This window comes from Streptomyces umbrinus, from assembly GCF_030817415.1.
In the GTDB taxonomy this organism is placed as follows: Bacteria; Actinomycetota; Actinomycetes; order Streptomycetales; family Streptomycetaceae; genus Streptomyces; species Streptomyces umbrinus_A.
The window spans coordinates 6,781,594-6,807,653 of sequence record NZ_JAUSZI010000002.1 but is presented as its reverse complement, the minus strand read 5'-3'; the positions used below and the strand labels follow the sequence as shown (position 1 = coordinate 6,807,653).

At 69.8% G+C, this 26,060-nt stretch carries 21 protein-coding genes and 2 pseudogenes; 6 read left to right on the top strand and 17 right to left on the bottom strand.

Features of this window, described 5'->3' with window-relative positions; all coding sequences use genetic code 11:
• Positions 1-2: 2 nt before the first annotated feature.
• The 7 genes from ccsB to hemL all read right to left on the bottom strand — a co-directional run bounded on the left by ccsB (position 3) and on the right by hemL (position 8,350).
• A complete protein-coding gene (gene ccsB, locus QF035_RS30025; RefSeq protein ID WP_307523628.1) occupies positions 3-1,106 on the bottom strand; it encodes a c-type cytochrome biogenesis protein CcsB in 1,104 nt (367 codons plus the stop codon).
• Positions 1,107-1,292: 186 nt separating this feature from the next.
• Positions 1,293-3,143: a cytochrome c biogenesis protein ResB gene (gene resB / locus QF035_RS30020; protein ID WP_307523627.1), complete on the bottom strand. Its 1,851-nt coding sequence runs from the start codon at positions 3,141-3,143 to the stop codon at positions 1,293-1,295.
• A gap of 3 nt (positions 3,144-3,146) precedes the next feature.
• Complete coding sequence (locus tag QF035_RS30015; RefSeq protein ID WP_307523626.1) at positions 3,147-3,914, bottom strand: cytochrome c biogenesis CcdA family protein; 768 nt, start codon at positions 3,912-3,914, stop codon at positions 3,147-3,149.
• 6 nt (positions 3,915-3,920) lie between these two features.
• Positions 3,921-4,598, bottom strand: a complete 678-nt coding sequence (locus tag QF035_RS30010) for a TlpA family protein disulfide reductase (protein ID WP_307523625.1) — start codon at positions 4,596-4,598, stop codon at positions 3,921-3,923.
• 101 nt (positions 4,599-4,699) lie between these two features.
• Positions 4,700-6,004: a hypothetical protein gene (locus QF035_RS30005; protein WP_307523624.1), complete on the bottom strand. Its 1,305-nt coding sequence runs from the start codon at positions 6,002-6,004 to the stop codon at positions 4,700-4,702.
• Between the two features lie 301 nt (positions 6,005-6,305).
• Entirely contained in the window at positions 6,306-6,980 is a 675-nt protein-coding gene (locus QF035_RS30000; protein WP_307523623.1) for a histidine phosphatase family protein, read from the bottom strand.
• Positions 6,977-8,350 (bottom strand): glutamate-1-semialdehyde 2,1-aminomutase, encoded by a 1,374-nt coding sequence (gene hemL, locus QF035_RS29995; RefSeq protein ID WP_307523622.1) that lies wholly within the window; start codon positions 8,348-8,350, stop codon positions 6,977-6,979. Before hemL ends, QF035_RS30000 begins: the two co-directional genes overlap by 4 nt.
• A gap of 383 nt (positions 8,351-8,733) precedes the next feature.
• Between hemL and QF035_RS29990 the strand changes: the two genes are divergently transcribed.
• The gene (locus QF035_RS29990) at positions 8,734-9,393 is read left to right on the top strand and encodes a hypothetical protein (protein ID WP_206190679.1); all 660 of its coding nucleotides are present in this window, start codon (positions 8,734-8,736) and stop codon (positions 9,391-9,393) included.
• 164 nt (positions 9,394-9,557) lie between these two features.
• Here the strand turns inward: QF035_RS29990 and QF035_RS29985 are convergent, their stop codons facing one another.
• Positions 9,558-10,754 carry a M20 family metallopeptidase gene (locus tag QF035_RS29985; protein ID WP_307523621.1) on the bottom strand — a complete coding sequence of 399 codons (1,197 nt, stop codon included), beginning with the start codon at positions 10,752-10,754 and terminating at the stop codon, positions 9,558-9,560.
• Between the two features lie 57 nt (positions 10,755-10,811).
• Positions 10,812-12,370, bottom strand: a pseudogene (locus tag QF035_RS29980) (AbgT family transporter).
• A gap of 115 nt (positions 12,371-12,485) precedes the next feature.
• Between QF035_RS29980 and QF035_RS29975 the strand changes: the two are divergent.
• On the top strand, positions 12,486-13,511 hold the full coding sequence (locus tag QF035_RS29975) for an Lrp/AsnC family transcriptional regulator (protein ID WP_307523620.1): 1,026 nt from the start codon (positions 12,486-12,488) through the stop codon (positions 13,509-13,511).
• 91 nt (positions 13,512-13,602) lie between these two features.
• Here QF035_RS29975 and QF035_RS29970 read toward each other — a convergent pair whose 3' ends face one another.
• Complete coding sequence (locus QF035_RS29970) at positions 13,603-14,418, bottom strand: SAM-dependent methyltransferase (protein ID WP_307523619.1); 816 nt, start codon at positions 14,416-14,418, stop codon at positions 13,603-13,605.
• 233 nt (positions 14,419-14,651) lie between these two features.
• Between QF035_RS29970 and QF035_RS29965 the strand changes: the two genes are divergently transcribed.
• A complete protein-coding gene (locus QF035_RS29965) occupies positions 14,652-15,401 on the top strand; it encodes a transglutaminase domain-containing protein (RefSeq protein WP_307523618.1) in 750 nt (249 codons plus the stop codon).
• 236 nt (positions 15,402-15,637) lie between these two features.
• Here the strand turns inward: QF035_RS29965 and QF035_RS29960 are convergent, their stop codons facing one another.
• From QF035_RS29960 to QF035_RS29950, 3 genes are all read right to left on the bottom strand, one after another.
• Entirely contained in the window at positions 15,638-16,948 is a 1,311-nt protein-coding gene (locus QF035_RS29960) for an ABC transporter permease (RefSeq protein WP_307523617.1), read from the bottom strand.
• A gap of 5 nt (positions 16,949-16,953) precedes the next feature.
• The gene (locus tag QF035_RS29955; protein ID WP_373466748.1) at positions 16,954-17,751 is read right to left on the bottom strand and encodes an ABC transporter ATP-binding protein; all 798 of its coding nucleotides are present in this window, start codon (positions 17,749-17,751) and stop codon (positions 16,954-16,956) included.
• A 382-nt stretch (positions 17,752-18,133) separates the two neighbouring features.
• Positions 18,134-19,474, bottom strand: coding sequence for an RNA-guided endonuclease InsQ/TnpB family protein (locus tag QF035_RS29950; protein ID WP_307523616.1), 1,341 nt, complete (start codon positions 19,472-19,474; stop codon positions 18,134-18,136).
• An 87-nt stretch (positions 19,475-19,561) separates the two neighbouring features.
• Here QF035_RS29950 and QF035_RS29945 point away from each other — a divergent pair, with 87 nt between their 5' ends.
• Entirely contained in the window at positions 19,562-19,702 is a 141-nt protein-coding gene (locus QF035_RS29945) for an Arc family DNA-binding protein (protein WP_307523615.1), read from the top strand.
• A 96-nt stretch (positions 19,703-19,798) separates the two neighbouring features.
• Positions 19,799-20,086 (top strand): annotated as a pseudogene (locus QF035_RS29940) (polyphosphate kinase 2); the annotation flags it as partial.
• Positions 20,087-20,215: 129 nt separating this feature from the next.
• On the opposite strand, the gene QF035_RS29935 reads toward QF035_RS29940, so the two are convergent.
• Positions 20,216-21,700 carry a sensor histidine kinase gene (locus QF035_RS29935; protein ID WP_307523614.1) on the bottom strand — a complete coding sequence of 495 codons (1,485 nt, stop codon included), beginning with the start codon at positions 21,698-21,700 and terminating at the stop codon, positions 20,216-20,218.
• Positions 21,701-22,408 (bottom strand): response regulator transcription factor, encoded by a 708-nt coding sequence (locus tag QF035_RS29930; RefSeq protein ID WP_307523613.1) that lies wholly within the window; start codon positions 22,406-22,408, stop codon positions 21,701-21,703.
• A gap of 191 nt (positions 22,409-22,599) precedes the next feature.
• Here QF035_RS29930 and QF035_RS29925 point away from each other — a divergent pair, with 191 nt between their 5' ends.
• Positions 22,600-23,865, top strand: a complete 1,266-nt coding sequence (locus tag QF035_RS29925; RefSeq protein ID WP_307531527.1) for a glycosyltransferase family 4 protein — start codon at positions 22,600-22,602, stop codon at positions 23,863-23,865.
• A 349-nt stretch (positions 23,866-24,214) separates the two neighbouring features.
• On the opposite strand, the gene QF035_RS29920 is transcribed toward QF035_RS29925, so the two are convergent.
• Together QF035_RS29920 and QF035_RS29915 are read right to left on the bottom strand one after the other, a co-directional pair.
• Positions 24,215-24,850, bottom strand: a complete 636-nt coding sequence (locus QF035_RS29920; RefSeq protein WP_307523612.1) for an FMN reductase — start codon at positions 24,848-24,850, stop codon at positions 24,215-24,217.
• The gene (locus tag QF035_RS29915) at positions 24,847-25,959 is read right to left on the bottom strand and encodes an LLM class flavin-dependent oxidoreductase (protein ID WP_307523611.1); all 1,113 of its coding nucleotides are present in this window, start codon (positions 25,957-25,959) and stop codon (positions 24,847-24,849) included. The genes QF035_RS29920 and QF035_RS29915 overlap by 4 nt, the downstream gene beginning before the upstream one ends.
• Positions 25,960-26,060 lie beyond the last annotated feature (101 nt).

Here is a 26,060-nt window from a genome sequence, read left to right as displayed (position 1 = left end):
TGTCAGACGCCCGCGTAGGAGTGCTTGCCGGTGACGAAGATGTTCACGCCGTAGTAGTTGAACAGCCAGCAGGCGAAGGCGATGAGCGCGATGTAGGCGGCCTTGCGGCCCTTCCAGCCGGCGGTGGCCCGGGCGTGCAGGTAGCAGGCGTAGGCGACCCATGTGATGAAGGACCAGGTCTCCTTGGGGTCCCAGCCCCAGTAGCGGCCCCACGCGTCGCCCGCCCAGATGGCGCCCGCGATGATCGTGAACGTCCACAGCGGGAAGACGGCCGCGTTCACGCGGTACGAGAACTTGTCGAGCGACGCCGACGCGGGCAGCCGCTCCATCACGGACGTGGCGAAACGGCCGGGCTTTCCGCCGGTCGTCAGCTTGTTCTCGTACGAGTCCTTGAAGAGGTACAGGATCGTGCCGACCGCGCCCACGTAGAAGACGGCACCGCAGAAGATCGCGGTGGAGACGTGGATGTAGAGCCAGTACGAGTGGAGGGCGGGAACCAACTGGTCGCTGGCGGTGTACAAGACAGTGACGGCGAGACCGAGATCGAGGAGGACCGTGGTCACCAGGAAGAGGCCCATCCAGCGGACGTTCTTCTTCATCGCGAGCAGCGCGAGGTACACGCCGACGGCGACGGTGGAGAAGGTGATGTTGAACTCGTACATGTTGCCCCACGGCGCCCGCTGCACCGACAGAGCACGCGTGAGCACACCACCGAAGGCGATGAGGAAGGCGAGCACGGTCAGGGACACGGCGATACGCCCGTAGAGGTCCCCCTGCTCGTCCCCGCCGTGCGCGCCGGGCCCGTCCGGCACGTCCCGGGAGCCGGGTGCGGCCCGCGTGACGACCTTGGGCCGCTCCAGTACGGCGGTTCCGCCCGCGTTCTTCACCGTGACCGCGGGAGCAGCCGTCTTCTTGGCGTCCTTGTCCGCGGTCAGCGCGGCGGCCGTCCGGCCGACCTTGCTGCGGCTGCCGAAGAGCCATTCGGCGATGTACGCGAAGAAGGCCAGCGTGTAGACGGCCATCGCGGAGTAGATCAGCGTGTTGCTGAGGTTCGCGAGGTTTTCGTTGGTCGCGGCGGCGAGCTCGGTTGCGGCGGCGAGAGTCACCTCAGCACTCCTTCGGGTGAATATCCCGGCGACTTGCCGTCGGGCGGTGAGGTCTGCAGGAAGCTTGCTGTCGTGTTACCGGGCTGGTTTCAACCCGGCTGGCGTTGATCGTGGAAGACCTGGCGGGCCGCTGGCCCGTCCGGCAGCGTGAGCCAGGAATCTCCTTCGTTCCGCGAGGGAGAGGATTCAATTCTCAGCCCCTTCGGTAGATGTGTCACGGACGCCGGAGCCGGACGTGCCGTTCGGCTCCGCCTCCGTGCCGCCTAGTGCGCCCGGCGCCAGGTCGTACAGGATTCCGGCCAGGTCGCCCAGTTCCTCCGGGACCTTGGCGGACTCGCTGCGGCCGAGGCCGGCCATCTCGACGACGGTGACGCCGTCGGGGCCGGTTGTGGCGCGGACCCAGACGCGGCGGCGCTGGATGAAGAGGGAGGCGGCGAGGCCGAAGATGGCGGTGAGGGCTCCGGCGAGGGCCCAGCCGGAGCCGGGCTGCTCGGTGACCTGGAAGCCGGCCCACTCCTTGATGTCCTTCTCGAAGGTGATCGAGCCGGCGCCGTTCGGGAGCTTCATGGTCTCGCCGGGCTTCAGGTTCTCCCTGAGCTGCTTGCCCTTGGAGTCCTTGAAGCCCTTCATGTTGGTCTTGTCGAGCTGGTACACGCTCTGCGGGAGGCCCGAGTCCACGCCGAGGTCGCCGTGGAAGGCCTCCAGGTTCAGCACCGGGTTGAGCAGCGCGGGGAACTGCGAGACCACCGCGGTGTTCGCCCCGCCGTAGGCCGGCAGGAAGAAGGCCCGGAAGCCGAGCTGGTCCTTCTTCCCGTCGGCGTCGCGGTAGCCGTCCATGACCTTGATCGCGCCGGTGGAGGTGACGTTGGAGTCGAGCGGCAGCAGCGGCACGGCCTGGCGGTAGACGACGTCGCCCTTGCCGTCCCGCACGGTGACGACGGGCGCGTACCCGTGGCTGACGAGGTAGACCTTCGTGCCGGCGATGTCGAGCGGCTCGTTGACCTTGATCGTCCGCTGCTTCTCCTTGCCGTCGGAGCCCTCGCTGTAGGTGACGTGGGACTCGTACGTGCGCGGGGTGCCCTTGTTGGGCCCGCTCGGCTCGTACGTACCCCTGAAGTTGTCCAGGACGAAGCTGAACGGCTCCAGGTCGTCCGTGCTGAAGAGGCTCCCGGACTTGAAGTCGTCGTACTGCGTGAGGGTGTTGGCGAAGCCGTCGCCCTCGACGATCAGCTTGTTGCCCTCGTACTTGAAGAGCTGACCCCAGGCGAAGGCGATCAGCATCACGATCAGCGCGATGTGGAAGGCGAGGTTGCCGACCTCCCGGAGGTAGCCCTTCTCGGCGGCGACGGCGTCCCCGGCGGCATGCGCGCGAAAGCGCCGCCGCTTCAGCAGCTTCAGGGCCTCCTCGCGGACCGCCTCCGGCGCGGCCTCGGTGCGCCATGTCGTGTACGCGGGCAGCCGGTTCAGCCGTCGCGGGGCGCCCGGCGGCCTGCCGCGCAGCTGGCCCACGAACTGCCAGGTGCGGGGCACGATGCAGCCGATGAGCGAGATGAACAGCAGGATGTAGATCGCCGAGAACCACGCGGAGCTGTAGACGTTGAAGAGGCCGAGCTTCTCGTAGATCGGTCCCAGGGTCTCGTGCCGGCCCATGAAGTCGGCGACCTTGGTCTCGTCCTGGCCCGTCTGCGGGATCAGGGACCCGGGGATCGCGCCGAGCGACAGCAGGAAGAGCAGGATCAGCGCGACCCGCATCGAGGTCAGCTGCCGCCAGAACCAGCGGACCCAGCCCACGGTCTCGCGGCCGGTCCACGCCAGCCATCCCGCCGTGCCGGGGGCACGCACACCACCGAAGGAGCCCGGTACGACCGTGTCCCGGGGCGCGGTGGACAGCTGAGCCCCGGCCGCGCCGAGTTCACCCGCGTCCCGCGCCGCGGCGGTGTCCGTCGCGGCGGTGTCGTTCCCCTCACCGGTCGTCTCACCGGTCGTCTCACCGGTCGCCCCGTCGGTCCGCACGTCCGTGTCCCGTGTCGTGCCCATCGATCAGACCCCTACCGTGAAGCCGTCGGACCAGCCCTGCATCTCCTGCACGATGCTGTCCCACGCGCCGGTCAGCAGCAGCAGACCGGTCGCGATCATCATTCCGCCGCCGACGCGCATGACCCACACGTAGTGGCGCTTGACCCAGCCGAAGGCGCCGAGCGCCTTGCGGAAGGCGACGGCCGCGACGACGAAGGGCACGCCCAGGCCGACGCAGTACGCGATGGTCAGTATGGCCCCACGGCCGGCGCTCGCCTGGTCGAAGGCGAGCGCGTTCACGGAGGCGAGCGTCGGTCCGATACAGGGCGTCCAGCCGATCCCGAAGAGCGCGCCGAGCACCGGGGCCCCGACGAGACCGGCCACCGGCCGCTTGTGGAAGCGGAATTCACGCTGGGTGAGCCAGGGCATCAGGCCCATGAAGAAGATGCCCATGGCGATCATGAGCCCGCCGAGCACCTTGGAGAGGACGCTCTGGTGCTCCTGCAGCGTCGAGCCGAAGTACCCGAAGAGGGCGCCGCCGGAGACGAACACTGCGGAGAAGCCGAGCACGAAGAGCGAGGCGCCCGCCACCATCCGCCCGCGCTTCGCGTCACCCAGGTCGGTGCCGCCGACGCCGGTGACGTACGACAGATAACCGGGCACGAGCGGCAGTACGCACGGTGAGAAGAAGGAGACGAGTCCGCCGAGTACGGCGATCGGGATGGCGAGCACCAGCGCCCCGGTGAGGACGGTCTGGTTGGGGTCGGTGCCCGCGGCTACGAGAAGAGACACGAGCCGTCACTTCTCCGCGAGGATCGGCTTGAGCATCTTGCGCAGGCTCGCCTCGCTGAGCGCCGACAGCGAGCGGGAGGCGACCTTGCCGTCCCGGTCGAGCACGAGCGTGGAGGGGATCGTCTGCGGGTTGAGCGTGCCCTTCTTGAAGCGGAGCATCAGCTTGCCCGTCGGGTCGTACAGGCTCGGGTACGTGACCCCGTGCGCCTTCTCGAAGGCGATCGCCGGACTGGTGCTGGTGTCGCGGGTGTTGATGCCGACGAACTGCACGCCCTGGTCCTTGAGGTCCTCGGAGACCTTGACGAAGTTCTTCGCCTCCAGGCGGCACGGGCCGCACCAGGAGCCCCAGACGTTCAGGACGACGATCTTGCCCTTGTAGTCGGCGACGTCGAGCTGCTTGCCGTCGATGGTCTTGCCCGAGAGTTCGGGAGCCGCGATCCGGCTGCCCTGCTCGACCGTCGCGATGCCGTCGGACCCGGTGACGAAGCCGGTGTTGCCGGTCCCGCCGGACTTGCCCCCGGAGCCGCACGCGGAGAGCAGCAGCGCCGCGACGACGGCCCCGCCGGTCAGCAGGGCGGCGCGGCCACGACTACGGCTGTGACTACGGCCGTGGGCCCGGTTCGTACGGTTCGTGCGCTGAGGGGTCCGGATCGAGCGCTGGGGGGCGCGGCTGGCGGCACTCATGTGAAAAGTTTCGCATGTCCGTTCCGAGGATCTTGCCCACCCCCCTCGCAGGCGGAAACCCGCATGTCAGACGCCATTTCGGGCACTGCTTCCGGTGGCCGTCAGGCGGCCTTGCCCGAGCCCTTCTCCGACCTGTTCGCGGAGTTCGTGCCGACATCGCCGAGGAACCCGTTCCAGCCACCGGCCGGTTCCTGCCCCACGCCGAGGGACCGCAGCTTCTCCAGGACGGCCGGGTCCTGCGCGTCGAGCCAGTCCACGAACTGGCGGAACGACACCAGGCGTACTTCCTTCTTGCCGGCGATGTGCTTCAGCGCGCCCTCGACGGCATCCATGTAGATGCCGCCGTTCCACTCCTCGAAGTGGTTGCCGATGAAGAAGGGTGCGCGGTTCGTCTCGTATGCCCGCTTGAAGCCAGCTATGTACGAGTTGGTCGCCTGCTCGCGCCAGGCCGGGTAGTTGGCGGGCGGCGCCTGCGTCGAGTTGACCGACTGGTTGGCGAGGATGTTGTAGTCCATCGAGAGGACCTCGAAGGTGTGGCCGGGGAAGGGGATCGCCTGGAGCGGCAGGTCCCAGAGGCCGCCGTTCTTCCTGGGCCAGACCTGGGTGCCGCCGGGCGAGGAGGCGTCGTAGCGCCAGCCGAGCTCGCGGGCGGTGGGCAGCAGGTTGCTCTGGCCGAGCAGACAGGGCGTGCGGCCGCCGATGAGTTCCTTCTCGTAGTCGAAGGGCAGCGCGGGCACCTCGGCCTCGCTCCAGCCCGTGTTCGTACGCCATTCCTTGACGAAGGACTTCGCCTGGGCTATCTCGCTCTTCCACTGGGCGGGCGTCCAGTTGCCGACCGTTCCGCTGCCACCGCAGAAGTGACCGTTGAAGTGCGTGCCGATCTCGTGGCCGTCGAGCCAGGCCCGCCGGACGTTCTTCAGCGTCGACTTGATGTGGTCGTCCGTCAGATAACCGATGTCGGACGCGCCCGGCGCGTTGTTCGGCGGGAGGTACTTGCGCTTTTTCGACTCGGGCAGCAGATAGAGCCCGGAGAGAAAGAACGTCATGCTCGCGTCGTGCTCTTCGGAGAGTTTCAGGAATCGCTCGAAGAGGCCGTTGCCGACGTCACCCGCGCCGTCCCAGGAAAAGACGACGAACTGCGGAGGGGTCTCGCCGGGTTCGAGACGCCGGGGCTCACCTGGCTGCTTCGGCTGCTTCCCGGTGAAGGAGGTGGAACCGTCACCGATGGGGCGTACGGGGTGGTCGCCACGCTTGTTTCCGCCGGTACCACGGTTTCCGCTGCTGTTTCCGGAACCCCCGACCCCGCCGGAGCCGTCTCCCAGTGCGGTACCGCAGCCCGCGAGTCCCAGCGCGGCCGCGGCCCCGGCCCCGAGCCCCAGCGCTCCCCTTCGGCTGATGTCGCGCATTCCGTCCCCATTCGTCGTGCCCTGTGCCCATGTCGAATGGACACCGGGTTAGAGGGCACGACGAACACGTGGGTTCCCGGTCACACGCACATATTTCGGTGACTATACGAAGATGAACCTGTAACGGACACACCGGAACGCAACAGACGGATTCACCGTCTCGGTAAGACGGCTTCCTATCGGGCGGGCTCGGGCATCGGCGCCCCATTAGGGGCGCGGGGCTGTGACATTAGCGGCTCCGCCGCGGGGCGCGACAAGCCCCCACCGACCCGCACGTCACATACCGGCCCGCACGGAGTGCCTACGCCCCGAAGGCCTTGGACTTACCCTTCACCGGCTTGGCCCCTGCAAGGAGATGCGCAGGCACAAGATCCCGCGCAGGCTCGCTGTAGCCAACAGACACGATCCTGTCGCCCTGATACGTGAAGGTCGTCAACGACGCCAACGTGCACTGCCGCTTCCGCGGGTCGTGCCACAGCCGCCGCCGCTCCACATAGGACCGCACGATCCAGATCGGCAACTGATGGCTGACGCACACGGCCTCATGCCCCCGAGCCGCGTCCTTCGCGGCATCGAGCGCCCCCATCATCCGTACGACCTGGTCCACGTACGGCTCGCCCCAGGACGGCTTGAAGGGGTTGACGAGGTGTTTCCAGTTCTCGGGCCGGCGCAGCGCACCGTCCCCGACCCCGAAGGTCTTGCCCTGGAAGACGTTGTCGGCCTCGATCAGCCGGCCGTCGGTCGCGAGCTCGAGACCGTGCGACCTGGCGATCGGCGTGGCCGTCTCCCGCGCCCGCTCCAGCGGCGAGGAGACGACATGCGTGATGTCCCGCGAGGCGAGGTGCTCGGCGACCCGCTCGGCCATCTGCTGCCCGAGCTCGGACAGGCGGTAGCCCGGGAGCCGCCCGTACAGAACCCCGTCCGGGTTGGCGACCTCGCCGTGCCGCATCACGTGTACGACGGTGATGTCACTCATGCTGCCGTGACCTCCGCTGCTGCCCGTGCCGCCGCCGGAAGGGCGTCGGCGATCCGCTGAACCGCCCGTTCGTCGTGCGCCGTCGACACGAACCAGGACTCGAACGAGGACGGCGGCAGGTAGACACCCTGCGCCAGCATCGAGTGGAAGAACGCGGTGAACCGGTACGACTCCTGCGCCTTCGCGTCCTCGTAATTACGTACGTCCGTCTCGGTGAAGAAGACGGAGAACATGTTGGACGCGTTCTGCAGCCGGTGCGCCACACCTTCCTTGGTGAGGGCGTCAGTAACGAGCGTACGGATCTGCTCGGACACCGCGTCGATCTTCACGTACGCGGCGTCGTCGAGCAGCCGCAGCTGCGCGAGCCCGGCGGCGGTCGCGACCGGGTTCCCGGACAGGGTGCCGGCCTGGTAGACGGGACCCGCGGGCGCGAGGTACGCCATCACGTCCCTGCGCCCGCCGAACGCGGCGGCCGGGAAGCCGCCGCCCATGACCTTGCCGAAGGTCATGAGGTCGGGGGTGACGCCGTCGACGCCGTACCAACCGGCTCTGCTGGTCCGGAAGCCGGTCATGACCTCGTCGGAGATGAACAGCGCGCCGCCCTCGGCACAGATGTCCCTGAGTCCCTGGTTGAACCCGGGCCCGGGCGGCACGACGCCCATGTTCCCGGGCGAGGCCTCGGTGATGACACAGGCGATCTCACCGGGATGGACCCGGAAGGCCTCGCGCACGGCGTCGAGATCGTTGTACGGCAGGACGATGGTGTCCCCGGCCTGGGCGCCCGTGACGCCCGGGGTGTCGGGAAGCCCGAAGGTGGCGACGCCGGAGCCGGCCGCGGCGAGCAGCGCGTCCACGTGCCCGTGGTAGCAGCCGGCGAACTTCACGACCTTGGCGCGGCCGGTGAACCCGCGGGCCAGCCGGATCGCGGACATGGTGGCCTCGGTCCCGCTGGACACGAGCCGCACCTGCTCCAGGGGCTCGATCCGCGCGACCATCTCCTCGGCGAGTGCGACCTCGCCCTCCCCCGGCGTACCGAAGGAAGTGCCTCGGGACACGGCCTCCTGGACCGCCGCGATCACCTCGGGACGGGAATGGCCGAGGATCATCGGCCCCCAGGAACAGACCAGGTCCACGTACTCCCTCCCGTCGGCGTCCGTCAGGTAGGGACCGCTGCCGGACACCATGAACCGGGGCGTACCGCCCACGGCCCGGAACGCGCGGACCGGAGAGTTCACGCCACCGGGCGTGACGGCCGCCGCACGGTCGAAAAGGGTCTGCGAGACCGGGGCCTCATAGGGGTAGGGGACGGCCTCCCCCACTTCGGGCACCTCGGGTGACGCACCGCCGGAGATGTTGTTCGCCTCTGCCATGTACTTCAGCGTACGGCCAGGGGCGGGTCACCCAGGCTCTGCCCCTGGGGTCTCCGACCACGAGGACTCCCGCCCGAACCCCCCACTCCGGATGCCCGATTTCACCGATATCTGCTAATCGGCTCGGGAACGGTATACCCTGCTGTCACGTGATACCGCGCGCCGCTCCACTCTTCGTTGGTCACCGCGAGCGCGAACTACCTAGACTCCCTGAAGGTGCCGTTCTCGGGGATAGTTGACTTCACACGAGTGGGGTCGGTCCACGGCGACGGACAAGTGTTTCAACGCACGTTTCGGCGGGCGGTCGTGGGGGAGGTCACTCTCACGATGATCGGGTTGCGTGGCGGGGGTCGCGCGCCTTGGAAAAGCAGTCGGGTGGAGATATGCATCGCGGTGGCGGACTGGGCGAGGGGACCGATGACCTGGGTCCTCGGCGTGCCCGGCGGGGGAAGCACCGACGCGAGGCGGAAGCGGCCGAGACACGTCAGGCACAGGGATCGCAGGGCGACTCTGAGCGGATCGACCCGTCGAGCCGTATGGACGGTATGGACTACACAGACCGCGGGGCAGACCAGCTCAGGGCAGGAAGCGGGAATGGTGGCCGGGTGGGGGTGACGTACAAATACTTCGGAGCCCCGGACGGCGCGACCGCCGCGCGCGTTCCGATCTCCATGAGGCCCGAAGAACTCGGCGGCGACGAGCTCGGCATGAACGGCATGTTCACCAAGATCAAGCCGGAGACGATGGCCGCGATGGTCCTCACCGGCATAGAGGGCATACCTCTGCACAAGGTGCCCCCGCTGGAACTCGTCGTCCTCCACCCCGACTACGCCGTCGTCAAGCTCCCCATGACCGTCGTCGACCCCCTGCGCGGCATCGGCGAGGAGGCCGTGGGCGCGGCCGCCTTCATCTGGTCCACGGTCCCGGACCGCGGCGGCCCCCGAGACGCGTACAACGTGTACCAGCTGCTGCACGAGTGGCAGGACTTCAGCCATCGGCTGCATGAGGCGGGGCATCAGCCGTACTGCCTGGTGTGGCCCTGACCTGATCCGGGTGATCCGGGTTTCCTGCGAACCGGGCGGAGCTTTCGGGCTCCGCCCTCGTCGTGTCCGGGAGCAGGCGTCGGGCGGACGGCGCCTTGAAGGCACACGGGTCTGGGCGAGGGCCCTGAGGCGCCCCCGCCCAGTGGTGTGTGCCGTTGCCCCCTTCAGCCCCGCAACGGCCGCGTAAGACGTCCGAGCAAGCCAGCCACCAGCGCGGTCTGCGCCGGCACCGTGTCCGGGTAGATGAACTCGCCCTGGGCGTGGGCGCCGTCGCCGACCGCGCCCATGCCGCAGAGGACCGGCAGGCCGAGCGCGGCGACGAAGTTGGCGTCGCTCGCGCCGCCGACGGCGGTGTCGGGCAGCTCTCCGCGGCCCTGTTCGCGGGCGACCTCGCGGGCGAGGTCGAGGAGAGGGGCGGAGGCGGCGTTGAGGGTCATCGGGGGGCGGTTCCAGGCGTGGTCGATGTCGATGCGGACGCGCGGGTCGCTCACCTTGATGGCGTCCAGCTCGGCGTCGACCCGGTCCTGTTCGGCCTGGCTGCTGACGCGGATGTCGACGCCGGCGGTGGCCTGTCCGGCGACGACGTTGATGGCCGAACCGCCCCTGAAGAGCCCGGTGTTGATCGTGGTGCCCCGGTCGGGCGCGGCGACCTTCGCCGCGGCGACCACGAACTCCGACAGGGCGGTGATCGCGCTCGCCCCGTCCTGCGGCGCGAGCCCGGCGTGTGCCTCGACGCCGGTGGCGGTGACCTGGAAGATCCCGGTGCCCTTGCGGGCGGTCTTGACCGCGCCATGGGCGGTCGGCTCCAGCACCAGCGTGACGTCGGCCTTCTGCGCGGCCTCCTCGATCACCGGCCGCGAGGACAGGGAGCCGATCTCCTCGTCGCCGTTGAAGAGGAAGGTGACGGTGGGCACGGGCGCGCCGCTCTCCCGGGCCAGTTTCAGGGCCCAGATCCCTTGGGCCAGGCCGGTCTTCATGTCGAAGATGCCCGGCCCGCTCAGCCTGTCCCGACCGTCGCCGGACGGCCTCAGCTGCTCCCATCCCACGAGCGTCCCGGTCGGCCACACGGTGTCGTAGTGGCCGACCAGCAGGACGTGCCCGGCGCCCGTACCGGCACCGGTCCCGGCGTAGGTCAGGGTCAGGGTGTCCCCGCACTCGCCGCCCGGGTGGCGGTGCTCGTGATCGGGCTGCCCGAGCCGCTCGACGGCCAGCTCGCGCAGGAGGTCCAGGCCCGCCGCGAGTCCGGGCAGGTCGTAGCTGCTGGTCTCTTGGCGGACGAGGGTCAGGATGTCGTCGACGATCCGTGACGACACCTCCTGGGCTCGGGTGGTGAGGGCGGCGGCTGCGGGTGATGCGGTCATGATCTTCTTTCTCGTACGGGGGTGGAGGCGGCGGCGTCCCTGACGCAGGGGTGGGGGTCAGCCGACGCCGAAGGGGATGCCCAGCAGGTACCAGGCCACGAAGAACGCGACCCAGACGACCCAGACGACGGCGGCGATCGGGATCGTGAAGGAGGCCAGGGTGCCGATGCCCGCGGACTTGCGGTACTGCTGGATGAAGCCCAGGGCCATCACGAAGTACGGGCTCATCGGGGTGACGCAGTTGGTGACCGAGTCGGCGACGCGGTAGACGGCCTGGGTGGTCTCGGGCTCGATGCCGACGAGCATCAGCATGGGTACGAGGACGGGAGCGGCCAGGGCCCACAGGGCGGAGCCGCTCGTGATGACGAGGTTCATGAACGTGATCAGCACGGCGATGCCGACCAGTACGGTCCAGCCGTCCATGTCCAGTTCGCGCAGGGTCTCCGCGCCCTTGACGGCGAGGATGTTGCCGATGTTCGTCCACTTGAAGTAGGCGAGGAACTGGGAGATCGCGAAGAACAGGACGAGGATCGGCGCCATCGAACGGGTGCCGTCGACCATCGCGGTGATGATGTCTCCGGCGGCGGAGAAGCTCCCCGTCATCCGGCCGTAGACGGTGCCGAGCACGGCGAAGAACACACCCAGGACGAGCGCCATCCCGCCGATCAGCGGGGACTCGACGATGCCGCCGCCCTCGCCGCGCAGCGGTGAGGACGCGGGGACCATGGCCACCGCCAGGAACGCGACGAAGCCGAGGGCGACCAGCCCGGTCACGCGCAGCGCGCGGCGCTGCTGCTCGGTGACCTCGATCTCCCCCAGCTCGTCGGCGTCGAGCGCGGCGACCGGCTCGTCGGGCTCCAGGTCCGCGCGGCGGGCGAGGACCTTGTCGACGACGAGGGTGATCACCAGGGCCACCAGGACAGGACCGACGAGCCGAGCCCGAAGAAGTAGTTGGCCACCGGGGTGACGACGTAGTCCGCGTCGATCGTGTGGGCGGCGGCGGTCGAGATCCCCGACAGCAGCACGTCGGTGGTGGTGAGCGACGGGGAGGCGTCGTAACCGGCGGCGATCGAGACGTAGGCGACGACGCAGCCGAGCACGGGGCTGCGGCCCGCCGCGCGGAAGACCAGGGCACCGAGCGGGATGAGCGTGACGTAGGCGGCGTCACCGGCGACATGGCTGACCATGGCCGTCATCGACAGCGCGAAGGTCAGGTACTTGCCCGGCACCCGCGCGACCATGCGCCGCAGCAGGGCGGAGAACAGTCCGCTCCGCTCGGCGACGGCGATGCCGAACATCACGGTGAGGATGGTGGCCAGCGGAGGGAAGGCCGCGAAGTTCTCGACGGCACCTTCGACGGCCATGGTCAGGCCGGCCTTGCTGAGCAGGTTCTGCACGTCGATGGTCTCGTGCGTGCCGGGGTGCACGGCGCTGACACCGATCGCCGCGAGCACGGCGCTGAGGACGGCGACGACGCCCGCGAGGATCCAGAACAGCCAGAACGGATTGGGGAGTCTGTTCCCGACCTTCTCGATCGCCGCGAAACCCCGGAACGCGGCACGCAGGACTCTCGACCGGGGCTCGGTCGGCTGTGGCTGGGCAGAGGTGGCACTCATCGGTACCTCTTCGCGCTTTTGAGGGATGTTCCCGCGAACAATGGCATTCAGGTGAGAGATTCTCTATACCCTGGATGTAACAGTGGGATTAATCGGCAGTCTAAGGTGGGGCGCTATGACCCGCCCTCTCCTCGACGAGCTCGACCGGCGCCTCATCGGGGCACTGCACCTGGCACCCCGGGCCACCTGGGACGACATCGGCGCGATCCTGTCCGCCGACGCCGGCACGCTGAAGCGCCGTTACGACCGGCTGCACGAGGCCCGGATGGTCCGCGTGATCGGGCAGGCCGACTGGGGCATGCACTCCACGGCGATGCCCGTCCACGTCTTCCTGGACATCACCGGCGAGACCCCGCTGGCCGTCCTGGACCGCCTTCGGGGCCTGCCCCACCTCCAGCTCCTGGCACAGATCTCGGGCGACTACCCGCTCTACGCCGTCGTGCACGCCCCCTCCGACACGGCCACCAGCGAGGCGATCGACCGGATGTTCTCCGTCCCCGGCGTCCGCCGCGTCAAGGCCCTGCCCGCGCTCAGCACCCTGCGCCGGGGCATCACCTGGGACCCGCAGTTCCTGACCGACACCGAACGGGCGGACCTGCTCGAACTCACCGGCACCCACGTCGAGGGCACCGCGACCGCGACACCCCCCGCCAAACCCCTCAGCGAGGCCGAGCGCACCGTCGTCGCGCAACTGCTCCAGGACAGCCGGGCCTCCGCCGCGAGCATCGGCCGGGCCGCGGGCCTGGCCACCTCCACCGCGCACCGGGTCGTCCGCCGGGTCCTCGACGAGCGATGGGTCCAGCCGCGCCTGGAGATCGTGTCGGACTGGCTGGGCTTCCAGGCCCCCTTCGTGCTCCGCCTGCGGATCGCGCCCGGCGAGACCCCCGACGTCATGCGCCGCATCGACCGGCTCCCCCAGACCCGGCTCGCCGCCCACGTGGCCAGCGACATGTCCGTCCTCGCCACCGGCCTGGTCACCGACCGCTCCGCCCTGGCGCTCTTCATCGACAACGAACTCGCCAGGATCCCCGGCATCCTCGGCGTCAGCGTCGACGTCATGCTCGCCGAACCGCGCCGCTACTGGCTGGACCGCGACCTGGCCTCGGGCCTGGGCACGTTCCACGCACCGACGCTGCTCTGAGCCACCTGAGGCAGGACGCCCGCGAACCCGGGCGGTCACCTCCCGTGGGAGGTGACCGCCCGGGTTCGCGGGCGTCCGGGAAACCGTCGGGTCAGGGCTTGCGGCCCAGGCCCCCGTGCTGGCCGATCGGCGTCGGGGCCGTGTCCGACTTCTCCGGGTGCCAGAGCGGGACCGAGACGACCCCGGGCTCGACGAGTTCGAGGCCCTCGAAGAACGCCTCGATCTGGGAGACGGGACGCAGGAAGTACGGGACCGCGCCGGTCTCGTTGTAGCCGTCCTGGGCCGCCTCGTACGCCGGATCGGTGCCGCGGGAGCCGTCGTTGACGCACAGGTAGCTGCCCGACGGGAGGCCGTCCACGAGGGCCCGTACGAGGGTGCGGGCCTGGTCGTAGTCGCCGACGTGGCCGAGGATGCCGCTGAGGATCAGGGCGGTCGGGCGGGAGAGGTCCAGGGTGCGGGCGGCCTCCGCCAGGATGAGGTCCGGCTCGTAGAGGCTGGAGTCCACGTAGTCGGTGGCCCCCTCCTTCGAGGAGGTGAGCAGGACGCGCGCGTGGGCGAGGACCAGCGGGTCGTTGTCGACGTAGACGATCCTGGACTCCGGCGCGATGCGCTGGGCGACCTCGTGGGTGTTGTCCACGGTCGGCAGGCCCGTACCGACGTCCAGGAACTGCCGGACGCCCGCCTCCTCCACCAGATGACGGATGCTGCGGCCGAGGAAGGCGCGGCTGCTGCGGGCGATGGTCACGATGCCGGGGAAGACGGCGGTGTACGCGTCGCCGGCCTCCTCGTCCACGGGGTAGTTGTCCTTGCCACCCAGCCAGTAGTTCCAGATCCGCGCCGAGTGCGGCACGGAGGTGTCGATTCTCTGCCTCGCCGCCGGGCCGGTCGAGCTCTCGTGGTCGGTCATGGGCACCGTCTTCTCATCCAAGGCGTGTACGGACACGCACAAACATAAGGTTCAAGATTCACCGATCAAGGTCCAATCTCCAAGATACGTACGGCTTTTCGCGCTTCGCACGCCGACCCTGGTACCGCTGGTCGCGCACGGGGCGGTCGCACGGCCGTGCCACCGCTCCGGGCCGGCCGGCGGGGGCGTGTGATGATGGCGGAAGTCGTGGAGAAAAGCGGGGGTGGGCGACCATGACCAGCCGGTTGCTGATGCCGTACCGGAGCGCCGGACGCGCTGCACGGTCGGACGTACGGCGGGTGGCCCGGCCACCGGAGGTACGGGGTTCGACGCGGGCCACCGAGATCCTGGACTGGGCGGATCCGGGGGTCACTGCCCTGGTGAACCGGGTCCGGGGGCGGGCCTCCGCACCCGAGACGCTGCGCGTGGCGCACGGGATCATCGCGCGGGAGATCCGGCCGGTGTACTCCGTGGAGGACCGGCGGCGGGTCTCGACGACACTGCGGCTGGGGCGCGGTTCGTGCAGTCAGCGGATGGCCGTTCTTGAGGCGGTCGCCCGTGCCGTGGGCATCCGCACGCGGGTACAGGGTCTGCTCGTCGACGGCGTCTTCTGGTATCCGCGGTTCCCCCGGCTGAAGCCGCTGGTGCCCAGGCAGGTGCTGCTGGCCTGGCCGGAGTTCCGGCTGGAGGGCGCGTGGGTGCCGATCGGCGAGCTGTTCGGTAAGGCCGACGGCGACGGCGGGTTCACCAACCGGGGCGGTGAGACCCTCTTCGACGCCGTGGCCCGTACGACGGTCGACTGGGGCGGGGCGACGGCCTGCGGCGCCATCGGTGGGGGCTGCGATCTGTCGGCCCAGGTCCAGGCGGACCTCGGTCACTTCGACTCCCGCGATGCGCTGTTCGCGCAGCACGGCCAGACTTTGTGCTTCGCGGCGCGCACGGTGACGGAGCCGGTGCTGGGTCGGTGGAGCGCGGGCGCCTGAGCGTCTCCGGTGGGCATGTGGTTCTTCGGGTGCGGGCCGGTGGGGGCTGGTCGCGCAGTTCCCCGCGCCCCTTGGATGCAAGGGCTACCGCCCCCTAAAAGGCGAAAGGCAAGGGCTACGCCGCCTGAAGACAAAAGGCCGGGGCGGTAGCCCTGGCCTTTGTCTTCAGGGGCGCGGGGAACTGCGCGATCAGCCCCCACCCACCCGCACCCGAAGAACCCCCACCCAGCGGAGCGTCACGCGGCCAGCGAAACCGCTCCGACCGCCGGTGTCCGCAGCGCCCGCCGGGCCGTCACCAGGCTGGTCACAAGCACCGCCGCCCCCGCGACCCCCACAATCCCGAACCAGATGCCCAGTCCTCCCTCCGGGAGGACAGAGTCCGTGCGGACCATCGTGAAGGGGATGATCCCGGCGAGCCCGGCCGCCGTGCCGAAGAAGACGCCCGTCACCGTGAGGACGAGGGACTCGATGCCGATCATGCCGAGGACCTGACCCGGGGTCGCCCCCGCCAGCCGCTGCTGGCCGAACTCCCGGCGCCGATAAGTCGTCGCCGCGTACAGCGAGTTGATCAGCATGATGCAGGAGAAGACCACGATGATGCCGACGACCACGAGGTTCAGGGTTTCGAGGTTCTTGGCGTCGATGGACTTCGGGACTCCGGAGGCGTCGATGGCGTCGTTCTCGACGGCCTGCATGTAGAGGGTCGCCGTCGCCATGCCGGTGAAGAGGATCAGCGGCATGAGGACCCCGGACAACTGCGCGGCACGCTCCCGCATGGTGCGTACGGCCAGGTAACCGCTCGGGCCCGTCGGCGGAAGCCGGTCGAGCAGGGCCTTCAGCAGCTTCGGCGAGAGCAGTGCGAAGCCGACGGCGAGCAGGATCGAGCCGTACGCGGCCGGTGCCATCAGCGCGGCGGCGGTCGAGGAGAACGCGAAGGTAGAGCAGACCGACAGGCCTCCGAGGACCAGGGCGGCGCGGACGAAGAACGTCCGTCCCCTGCCGCGGGGCGCGGCCTTCCTGGTGGCCCGGCGCACCGCGAGGAACGCCGCGCCCGCCGCCGCGAGGACCGTGATGGCGATGCCCGAGAGCAGCGCGACGGACCCGAAGGTGTAGTCGACGGACTCGGCGACCTGCCCGCTGTCCTGGAAGAGGTCGAGCAGCAGCCGACCGCCGAGCATCGCGGGACCGATCGCCAGCAGGGCGCCCACCAGGGCGACGGCCACCGACTCCCCGACGACCATCCGCTTGATCTGTGCGGGGGTCGCGCCGGAGCAGCGCAACAGCTCGATCTCGGCGGAGCGCTGACGGACGTTCACCGTCAGGGTGGAGGCGACGGCGAAGAACACCAGGAGGGTGCCGTAGCCGCCGACGACGCCCGCCGCGGTGGAGAGGCTCTCCGCGCTGACGGAGTCGACGCCCTTCGCGCCCGCCGTGTCGTGCATCGAGTTGAAGGTCATGATGATCGCCGCGCCCAGGAAGGCGGACAGCAGCGTCGCGCCGAAACGACCGGGGCGCCGGCGGATGGAACGCATGGCCAGAGCGAACATGACGGTCACACCCCCGCCATCACGTCGTCGCCGAGGTGCGCGAGGCGCTCGGCCACCGCGTCCACGGTCGGCCGGTGCATCTCACCGGCGAGCCTGCCGTCCGCGAGGAACAGCACCGAGTCGGCGTACGAGGCCGCCACCGGGTCGTGGGTCACCATGACGACCGTACGGCCGTGGACCCGTACCGCCTCCTGGAGGAGCCGCAGGACGTCCCGCGCGCTGCGGGTGTCCAGGGCGCCGGTCGGTTCGTCGGCGAAGATCACGCTCGGCTCGGTGACCAGGGCGCGGGCGATGGCGACGCGCTGGCGCTGGCCGCCGGAGAGCTGGTCGGGCCGGTGGCCAAGGCGGTCACCCAGGCCCACGGCGTCCAGGATCTCCTCCACCCGGGCCCGGTTGACGCGGCGGCGGGCGAGCTTGAGCGGCAGGATCGTGTTCTGGACGACGGTGAGGGTGTCCAGCAGGTTGTACTGCTGGAAGACGAAGCCGATCCGGTTGCGCCGGAACTTCGTCAGCTCTGCCTCGGTGCCGCCGGTCATCTCGGCGCCGTCGACCACGACGATGCCGCTGTCGGGCCGGTCGAGTCCGGCCGCGCACTGCAGCAGCGTGGACTTGCCGGAGCCGGAGGGCCCCATCACCGCGGTGAACGTGCCGCGCGGCAGGGCGAGCGTCACCCCGTCGAGGGCGGTCACCGCGTTCTCCTCGCCCCCGTAGGTCTTGGTGACCTTCACCAGCCGCAGCGCCTCGGCGGCGGGGCCCGTGCCGTGCTCGTGGTTGCGTCGATCGGTTCGGCGAAACATCGTCATCAGCCTCCGTCGGGCACCGTCCGTGCCCCGCTGTCGGGCACTTCCTGTGCCCCGCGAAAGACGCTACGGAGAAGGCGGGGCAGGCACATTGGGCGCAGAACCCGTATCGGGGGGTGTACTCAGCGACACCTGTCCCGGAGGGAAATCCCGGTCCCGAAAGGAATCCCGGCTCCACCCCGCCGGAACAGCGGACTGGGACAGCGAACTTGAACAGCCGGCTTCAACAGATGACATATGTCCACCGAGGTCACGAAGACGATCTCGGGCGGCATCGTGCTCTTCGGCAGGTCCTGGGCTGGTGTGTCAACAGCCGCGCCGAGGCAGGCTGAACAGGCGTGGAGCAGGTGATGGGCCTCTTGTACGGACGACGCATACCGGTGGCTCAGCGGCAGCCTTCGAGCGGATGCGCGTCGATGACAGCGTGGACCTGATGAGTATCTGATTCTCGGTGTCGCGGGGCGAGCAGCGTACGCGCTTCACGATCCAGCAGGCCAGCAAGTCGATCCCGTACGGCATTGGCATCCTCCTCCTCTTGAACGAGGGGGATTCCAGCCCAAGCGGGCTGAGGTTCACGGGCACTCGACCGCTGACGCGGTGTCACCCCTCCGGCATACCCCGCCGCGACGTTGACTGCTGCGTTGCATGCGAACCCGCAAGATACGCAGACGAACTCGGCTTGGCTCTTGCGCGAGTTCTTCTCGATCCATCCGCAGGCACTACACCGCAGGGACGTGTACGGGGCCGGGACATCTTCGACCCGGCCGGGGGCCTTCTCACCTGTGCGCTGCCTCAGCAGGCCCCAGCCCTGGGTGAGGATCGCCCGGTTCAGCCCGGCCTTCTGCCGGACATTCCTGCCTGGCTCGGCGACGGTACCCTTGGCAGAGGCCGTCATGTTCTTGATGTTCAACTTCTCGAACCGGATCACGTCACAGGTCCGGGCGAGCATGGTCGACGTCTTCTCGCACCAGTCCTTACGTCGGTTCACCTCACGGGCCTTGAGCTTGGCTGCCTTGGCATACTCAGTCGTCTTCTCCGGGCTGCCTTTGGGGGCACGGGCGGCCCGGCGTTGGCGCTTGCGGATCTGAGCGCGTTCCCTGACAGTGGGCTGCGGACAGTTCAGCGCGCGCCCATCGGACAGGGCAGCGGTGACCTTGACGCCCCGGTCGATGCCGATGACCTCGCCCGTACCAGGCGCTCCGATGGGTTCGGGGACGATGGCGAAGGCAATGTGCCACTGCCCGTTGCGAAAGGTGACCCGGAACGTCTTCGCCTCAGGCATCTCGGGGCGCGTGAGACGGAACCGCACCCAGCCGCAGCCGGGCACCTTGACCTGCGCCCAGCGACGGTTGAGCTTCTGCACCACGACACTGCGGCTCATCACCTGCTTGCCCTTGCTGTTGAGCAGGGGCGCGCCGTCCTCTTTAAAGGCCGTTACGCGGCCGGTTCCGATCACCCGGAATCCTTCGTGCCGGTACTTCTTCCGCCACGTCGGCTCTCCGAACCCGGAGGCGAAGCGGGCCTGCTTGGCCCTCGCGAAGTCCTGGAGAGCCTGCTGCTGCACGTCGGCGTTTCCAGCGCGCAGCCACTCGTTCTCCCGCCGGGCCTCGGTGAGCTGGCGGCACTGTTCGGCGAAACCGGGCGCCGACTTCTTACCCAAGGCCCAGTGCTCGTGCTGCTCGACGGCCAGGTTCCACACGTACCGGGCGTGCGCGCTGTGCTCCAAGAGCTGGGCCTCCTGCGCACTCGTCGGGTACATCCGAAACCGTGACATACCATCAAAATACCATCACCAAGCGGGTACTGTGACGGAATGAAACAGATCACGCTGAGGCTCCCCGATGAACTTCACGCCTGGCTGAAGGACCTTGCCGAGCACGAGCACCGCTCTCTGCACGCCCAAGTCCTGCACATGCTCCAGGGCGCCAAGGACAATGAAAGTACGGGGCACTGACGGTTAGGCATTCCGAGGTGACGCTGCTCCGCGCCGTGCCGACAGGATTGGATTCGCCCCGGCCGACAGGCTGGGGCGCCCTCGCAGGACACATGATGGAAGCTCAGCCCCATGGACCTCGCGTCCCTCGACCTCTGGGACGACTACACCGCCGCCAAGGTCGCCATGTTCCGCGAGACGGACACCGAGCAGGCCCCGTGGACCGTGGTGAAGAGCAACGACAAGAAGCGGGCCCGCGTGGAGGCCATGCGCAGCGTGCTGGCCCGCTTCGACTACACGGGCAAGGACGACGAGGTGGTCGGAAAGCCGGACCCACGGATAGTCGGCGCGGCGGCGACCCTCCTGGAAGCGGGCGAGGACGACGAGTTGCAGGAGGGCTGGTAGGGGGCTCGCGGAGGAGCCCTGGGCCGGGCGCCGGGAGGGGCTTGCGGAGAAACGCTCGGCCGGGCGTCGGGAAGGGCTCGCGGAGGAACGCTTGGGACCGGCAGTGGTCCGAAGGCGTACGCCGACGTCTCAGCCCTCACCGCCCCCGCCGCCCCCACCACCGCTCACCGTGAACCCGATCGCGGACCCCCCGCCCTCCCGGCGCCGCGCGAACGGGTCCCCGCCGTGGGCGGCCGCCACCTCGCGGACGATCGACAGTCCGAGCCCGGAGCCGGGCAGGCTCCGGGCGTCAGGCGCGCGGTAGAAGCGGTCGAAGACCCGCTCCAGGTCCTCCTCGGCGATACCGGGCCCCCGGTCGAGAACCTCGACGCGAACAGCGGCACCGGAGCCGACACCGGTGCCAGTGCCTGCCACAGGCATCCCCACTCCCGTGACCACGATGTCGATCGGCTCGCTCCCGCCCCGGTCGAACTTCGCCGCGTTGTCCACGAGGTTGGACAGCGCCCGCTGCAGCGCGCCGGGCCGGCCGTCGACCACCGTGTCGCCGGACACCCGCACCGTGACGGCCCGGCCCGTCCGCCGCCTCGCCGCCACCGCCACGTCCTCGGCGATGTCGGCGACGGCCACCCGCTGGAGCGGCTCCCGGTCCGACTGGCCGGCCGCGAGGTCGACCAACTCGTTGACCAGGTCGGTGAGTTCGCGGGACTCCTGGGCGAGGTCGGCGACCAGTTCCCCGCGGGCGGCGGGCGGCAGTTCGTCGATCCGGCGGAGCATCGAGATGTTGGTGCGCAACGAGGTCAGGGGCGTACGGAGTTCATGGCCGGCGTCCTGGACGAGGCGCCGCTGGTCCTCCTCGGACTGGGCGAGGCGGCCCAGCATGCGGTCGAAGGAGCGGCCGAGCCGCGCCACCTCGTCGTATCCGGCGACGGGCACCTGGATGCCGAGCCGACCGGTGCGCGCCACATCCTCCGCGGCCCCGGCGAGCCGGACGAGCCGCGAGGTGATCCGTCGGGCCAGCCACCAGCCGAAGAGACCGGCGGCGATCACGACGGCGCCCACCAGCAGCACGGTCCGCTGCTGGAGTTCCCGCAGCAGGTCCTCGGTGTCGCTGAACTCCTGCGCGATCTGCACCGCGCCCCGCCCGTCGCCGAGCGAGACGGTGGCCACCCGGTACATGCCGTCGCCGACGTCGACGTCACGGTGTTCCACCAGTTGGCCGGCGGGCCGCGCGGCCGCGGTCCGCTCGTCGTCGGCGCCGACGGGCAGCGGCGGATGGCCCCGGTCGACGACCGACGCGTCCGGCCCGAGGACCTGCACGACCGTGCCGCTCGGCCTGATCAGTTCGTCGCGCGGGCCGCCGTCGGCGTCCGCGGTGGCGAAGTCGGCCGGGGTCAGCGCGCTGTAGCGCACCTCGTCGAGCAGGTCCTGCACGACACCCTCGAACACGGTCTGCTGGTCGACGCGGACGAGCCGGGCGGCGGCGTCGTACGACAGGAACCCGACGAGGACGGTGACGGCGGCCGCCACCGCCGCGAACGACACCGTGAAGGTGGTGCGCAGCGAGGACAGCCGGGCCCGGGCCACCCAGTGCCTCAGGCGCGCGCCGGACCGCACTCAGTCCTCCCTCAGCACGTACCCCACACCGCGCACCGTGTGGATCGGGGAGGGCGCGCCCGGCTCGTCGAGCTTGCGCCGCAGATAGCCGACGTACACGGCGAGGTTCTTGGAGCCGGGCCCGAAGTCGTAGCCCCAGATGCGGTCGTAGATGGTGGTGTGGTCGAGGACGATGCCCGCGTTGCGGACGAGCAGTTCCAGCAGGTCGAACTCGGTGCGGGTGAGCTCGACCTCGTGCGGGCCCCGCCACACGCGACGGGCCTGCGGGTCGATGCGCAGACCCGCTGCGGCGATCTGGCCGTCGGGCATGCGCGGCGGTTCACTGGGTACGTCGACGGGGGCGCCCGTACGCCGGAGCAGGGCCCGGAGCCGGGCGAAGACCTCCTCGACGTCGAACGGCTTCACCACGTAGTCGTCGGCGCCGGCGTCCAGACCGGCGATGCGGTCCGCGGTCTCGACGAGTGCGGTGAGCATCAGGATGGGCGTGCGGTTGCCCTCTGCACGCAGGACGCGACAGACCTGGAGGCCGTCGATGCCCGGCATCATCACATCGAGAACGAGCACGTCGGGTGGGGTGCGGTGGGCCTGCGCGAGCGCCTCGACACCGTCGGCGACCGCCGTGACCGCGTATCCCTCCAGGGTCAGGGCCCGCTCCAGGGCATGGCGGATCGCGCGGTCGTCCTCGGCGAGCAGCAGATTCTGGGGCACGGGACCAGTCTGCCAAGCCCTGGGGAACGTACTACCTGCTGGAGAGGGGTACGGCCGGGCCTCTTACCCGGCTCTCACCCTGCCGGGACCAGTGGCTTACCTCGCCCAGCCACTGTGTCCCCGATGCCGGGGGCGAGCGCCGCAACGGGGAGGCAGCGCACCGCATGAAACGTAGGGAGACCACCGAACGCATGAGGATCGTGTTCCTTCTGCACAACGCGTACGCCATCGGGGGGACCGTCCGCACCACGCTCAACCTCGCGGCGGCGCTCGCCGGGCGGCACGACGTGGAGATCGTGTCGATGAGGCGGCACCGGGACGAGCCGAGGTTCACCGTCGACCCGCGGATCACGGTGGTCCCGCTGGTGGACGAACGGGACGGCAGCCAGGACCTCACCGACCCGTCCTACGCGCAGCCGGCCGTCGACTTCCCCGCCTCCGACAAGCGCTACGAGCAGTACACCCGGCTCACCGACCTGCGCGCCCGCGACCATCTGGCGGCCTGCGACGCGGACGTGGTGATCGGCACCCGGCCCGGCATCAACGTGTACGTGGCCCGGTTCGCCCCGCGCCGGGCGCTGCGGATCGCCCAGGAGCATCTGCGGCACGACTCGCACAGCAAGCGGCTGCGGGGTGTCCTGGCCCGTGCCTACCGCTCGCTCGACGCGGTGGTGACGACGACGGAGGCGGACGCGGAGGTGTACCGGCAGCGGATGCCGCTGCCGGGAGTACGGGTCGCCGCGGTGCCGAACATGGTGCCCGCGCCGCACGGCCTCACCCGGGACGACACGACGAAGGTGATCACCGCGGCCGGCCGTCTTGTCCGCGGCAAACGCTTCGACCTGCTGATCGAGGCCTTCTCCGCGGTCGCCTCGAAGGAACCCGACTGGCAGCTGCGGATCTTCGGCGGCGGTCCCGAGCGGGAACATCTCCAGCACCTGATCGACGGCCTGGGCCTGGCCGGGCACGCCCGCCTCATGGGTCCGCGTACGCCGATCGAGGCGGAGTTCGCCAGATCGGCGATGGTGGTCTCGGCCTCGGACGCGGAGTCGTTCGGGATGACCCTGGTCGAGGCGATGCGCTGCGGGGTGCCGGTGATCAGCACGGACTGCCCGCTGGGCCCCGCCGAGATCATCACGGACGGCGTCGACGGCCGTCTCGTCCCCGTGGGCGACGCCCGCTCCCTCGCCGAGGCGATGCTCGACCTGATCACGGACGACCCGCTACGGCAGGCAATGGGCGAGGCAGCGCTACGAAGTTCCCACCGCTACGACGCCGACCCGATCGTCGAACGCTACGAGGCCCTGTTCACGGAACTCGCGGCAACCCGCACCCGCCGCGCCTGGACCCGCGGCCGGGTCCGCGCCGCGGGCTGGGCCCGCCGCCAGACCCGCCGCTTCCGCCGCCCGGCGAACGGCCGGGCCCCCATCAACAGCACAAGACCCACGGGCCCCTGACGCCCGGTTCTCCGAGGGCGTCACCCAGTACGCCGGGCGGCCCACATGGGTTCCCAGTCCCCCAGGACCGCCCGGCTCCCGCACCGGCCCGCCCGGCTTCCCGGCCCGGTGCAACGAGCCGCCCGCTTTCGCACGGCGGGCGGCTCGTAGGGGGAGTCGTACATCTGCGGTGCCTCGCCCCTTCAGGGGCGCGGGGAACTGCGCGACAAGCCCCCACCGCCCCGCAGCCAGAACACAACCGGCCGCTCCCCCCAAGAAATCCCGGGGCCCCCAAAACCCGCCCGGCCGACCGGAGGACGCCCCCAGCACCCCCGGCCGGCCGGTGCGGCAACACCCCGAGCCCTACTCGCTACTGCGGTCGCAACGCGGCGAGCTGCTGCTCGAACGGAACCACCTCGAACCCACCACTCCGCACGAGCTCCACCCCACCCTGCGTCGGCAACGAACCCGGAACCGCCCCGGACCGCCCGGCCGCCAGGCCGTCCATCAGTCCCGCCAACTCCCCCGCGGCCCGCCCGATCCGCTCGACGAGCCCCTCGGCCCCCCAGTCCTCCGAAGCCGCGTACACCCCGGTGGGCACGACCACGGCCCGCAGATACGCGAACAGCGGCCGCAACGCATGCTCCAGGACCAGCGAATGACGGGCCGACCCCCCGGTCGCCGCGACCAGCACCGGCTTCCCGGCCAGCGCGTCCGGGTCCAGCACGTCGAAGAAGGACTTGAACAGACCGCTGTACGAGGCGGAGAACACCGGCGTGACGACGATCAGCCCGTCCGCCGACGCCACCGCCTCCAGGGCGGCACCCAGCGCGGGCCCGGGAAAGCCGTTGGTGAAGTTGTGCGCGATCTCGACCGCGAGGTCGCGCAGCTCCACCACCTGGACGTCCGCCGAGGTGCGCTCGGCAGTCGCGCTCGCCAGCCGGTCACCCAGCAGCCGCGTGGACGACGGGACGCTCAGCCCCGCAGAGACGACGACGAGCCTCATGACGAGGTCACCTCCTTGCCGGCACCGGCGGCGGCCGCGGCCGCCGCGGCGACACGCGACGCATGCGTCGGCGCATCCGGCACCCCGGCCGGACGCCGCTTCGCGAACTCCTCGCGCAGCACAGGCACGACCTCCTCGCCCAGCATGTCGATCTGCTCCAGCACGGACTTCAGCGGCAGCCCGGCATGGTCCACGAGGAACAGCTGACGCTGGTAGTCACCGGCGTACTCCCGGAAGCCCAGCGTCTTCTCGATGACCTGCTCCGGAGAGCCGACCGTCAGCGGGGTCTGCTCAGTGAAGTCCTCAAGGGACGGCCCGTGCCCGTACACCGGCGCGTTGTCGAAGTACGGCCGGAACTCCCGCACCGCGTCCTGCGAGTTCCTGCGCATGAACACCTGGCCGCCGAGCCCGACGATCGCCTGCTCCGCCGTGCCGTGCCCGTAGTGCGCGTACCGCGACCGGTACAGCTCGACCATCCGCTTGGTGTGGTCGGCCGGCCAGAAGATGTTGTTGTGGAAGAAACCGTCGCCGTAGTACGCGGCCTGCTCGGCGATCTCGGGCGAGCGGATCGAGCCGTGCCAGACGAACGGCGGCACGCCGTCCAGCGGCCGGGGCGTCGAGGTGAACGACTGCAGCGGCGTACGGAACTTGCCCTCCCAGTCGACGACTTCCTCGCGCCACAGCCGGTACAGCAGCGCGTAGTTCTCGACGGCGAGGTTGATGCCCTGCCTGATGTCCTTCCCGAACCAGGGGTAGACCGGCCCGGTGTTGCCGCGCCCCATCATCAGGTCCACGCGCCCGTCCGCCAGATGCTGGAGCATCGCGAAGTCCTCGGCGATCTTCACCGGGTCGTTGGTGGTGATGAGGGTGGTGGAGGTGGAGAGGATGAGGTTCTCGGTGCGCGCGGCGATCCAGCCGAGCATGGTGGTCGGCGACGACGGCACGAACGGCGGGTTGTGGTGCTCGCCGGTCGCGAAGACGTCGAGCCCGACCTCCTCGGCCTTCTGCGCGATGGCGACCATGGCCTTGATCCGCTCGTGCTCGGACGGCGCGCGACCCGTGGTGGGGTCCGGCGTGACGTCACCGACGCTGAAGATCCCGAACTGCATGGCTGCCTCATCCTCCGCAGGTTGTTTACGATTCAACTATACCCGCCAACGATGGACCCGGCTGGGCTATTCCCAGCTCCGACGCCCCGGGTACCCCGGCA

What these genes read in the sequence shown, in the direction of transcription:
- resB (WP_307523627.1), bottom strand. Translation starts at nt 3,143, where the DNA reads ATGGGCACGACACGGGACACGGACGTGCGGACCGACGGGGCGACCGGT.
- QF035_RS30010 (WP_307523625.1), bottom strand. Translation starts at nt 4,598, where the DNA reads ATGAGTGCCGCCAGCCGCGCCCCCCAGCGCTCGATCCGGACCCCTCAG.
- QF035_RS30005 (WP_307523624.1), bottom strand. Translation starts at nt 6,004, where the DNA reads ATGCGCGACATCAGCCGAAGGGGAGCGCTGGGGCTCGGGGCCGGGGCC.
- QF035_RS30000 (WP_307523623.1), bottom strand. Translation starts at nt 6,980, where the DNA reads ATGAGTGACATCACCGTCGTACACGTGATGCGGCACGGCGAGGTCGCC.
- hemL (WP_307523622.1), bottom strand. Translation starts at nt 8,350, where the DNA reads ATGGCAGAGGCGAACAACATCTCCGGCGGTGCGTCACCCGAGGTGCCC.
- QF035_RS29990 (WP_206190679.1), top strand. Translation starts at nt 8,734, where the DNA reads ATGCATCGCGGTGGCGGACTGGGCGAGGGGACCGATGACCTGGGTCCT.
- QF035_RS29985 (WP_307523621.1), bottom strand. Translation starts at nt 10,754, where the DNA reads ATGACCGCATCACCCGCAGCCGCCGCCCTCACCACCCGAGCCCAGGAG.
- QF035_RS29975 (WP_307523620.1), top strand. Translation starts at nt 12,486, where the DNA reads ATGACCCGCCCTCTCCTCGACGAGCTCGACCGGCGCCTCATCGGGGCA.
- QF035_RS29970 (WP_307523619.1), bottom strand. Translation starts at nt 14,418, where the DNA reads ATGACCGACCACGAGAGCTCGACCGGCCCGGCGGCGAGGCAGAGAATC.
- QF035_RS29965 (WP_307523618.1), top strand. Translation starts at nt 14,652, where the DNA reads ATGACCAGCCGGTTGCTGATGCCGTACCGGAGCGCCGGACGCGCTGCA.
- QF035_RS29960 (WP_307523617.1), bottom strand. Translation starts at nt 16,948, where the DNA reads ATGTTCGCTCTGGCCATGCGTTCCATCCGCCGGCGCCCCGGTCGTTTC.
- QF035_RS29955 (WP_373466748.1), bottom strand. Translation starts at nt 17,751, where the DNA reads ATGACGATGTTTCGCCGAACCGATCGACGCAACCACGAGCACGGCACG.
- QF035_RS29945 (WP_307523615.1), top strand. Translation starts at nt 19,562, where the DNA reads ATGAAACAGATCACGCTGAGGCTCCCCGATGAACTTCACGCCTGGCTG.
- QF035_RS29925 (WP_307531527.1), top strand. Translation starts at nt 22,600, where the DNA reads ATGAGGATCGTGTTCCTTCTGCACAACGCGTACGCCATCGGGGGGACC.
- QF035_RS29920 (WP_307523612.1), bottom strand. Translation starts at nt 24,850, where the DNA reads ATGAGGCTCGTCGTCGTCTCTGCGGGGCTGAGCGTCCCGTCGTCCACG.
- QF035_RS29915 (WP_307523611.1), bottom strand. Translation starts at nt 25,959, where the DNA reads ATGCAGTTCGGGATCTTCAGCGTCGGTGACGTCACGCCGGACCCCACC.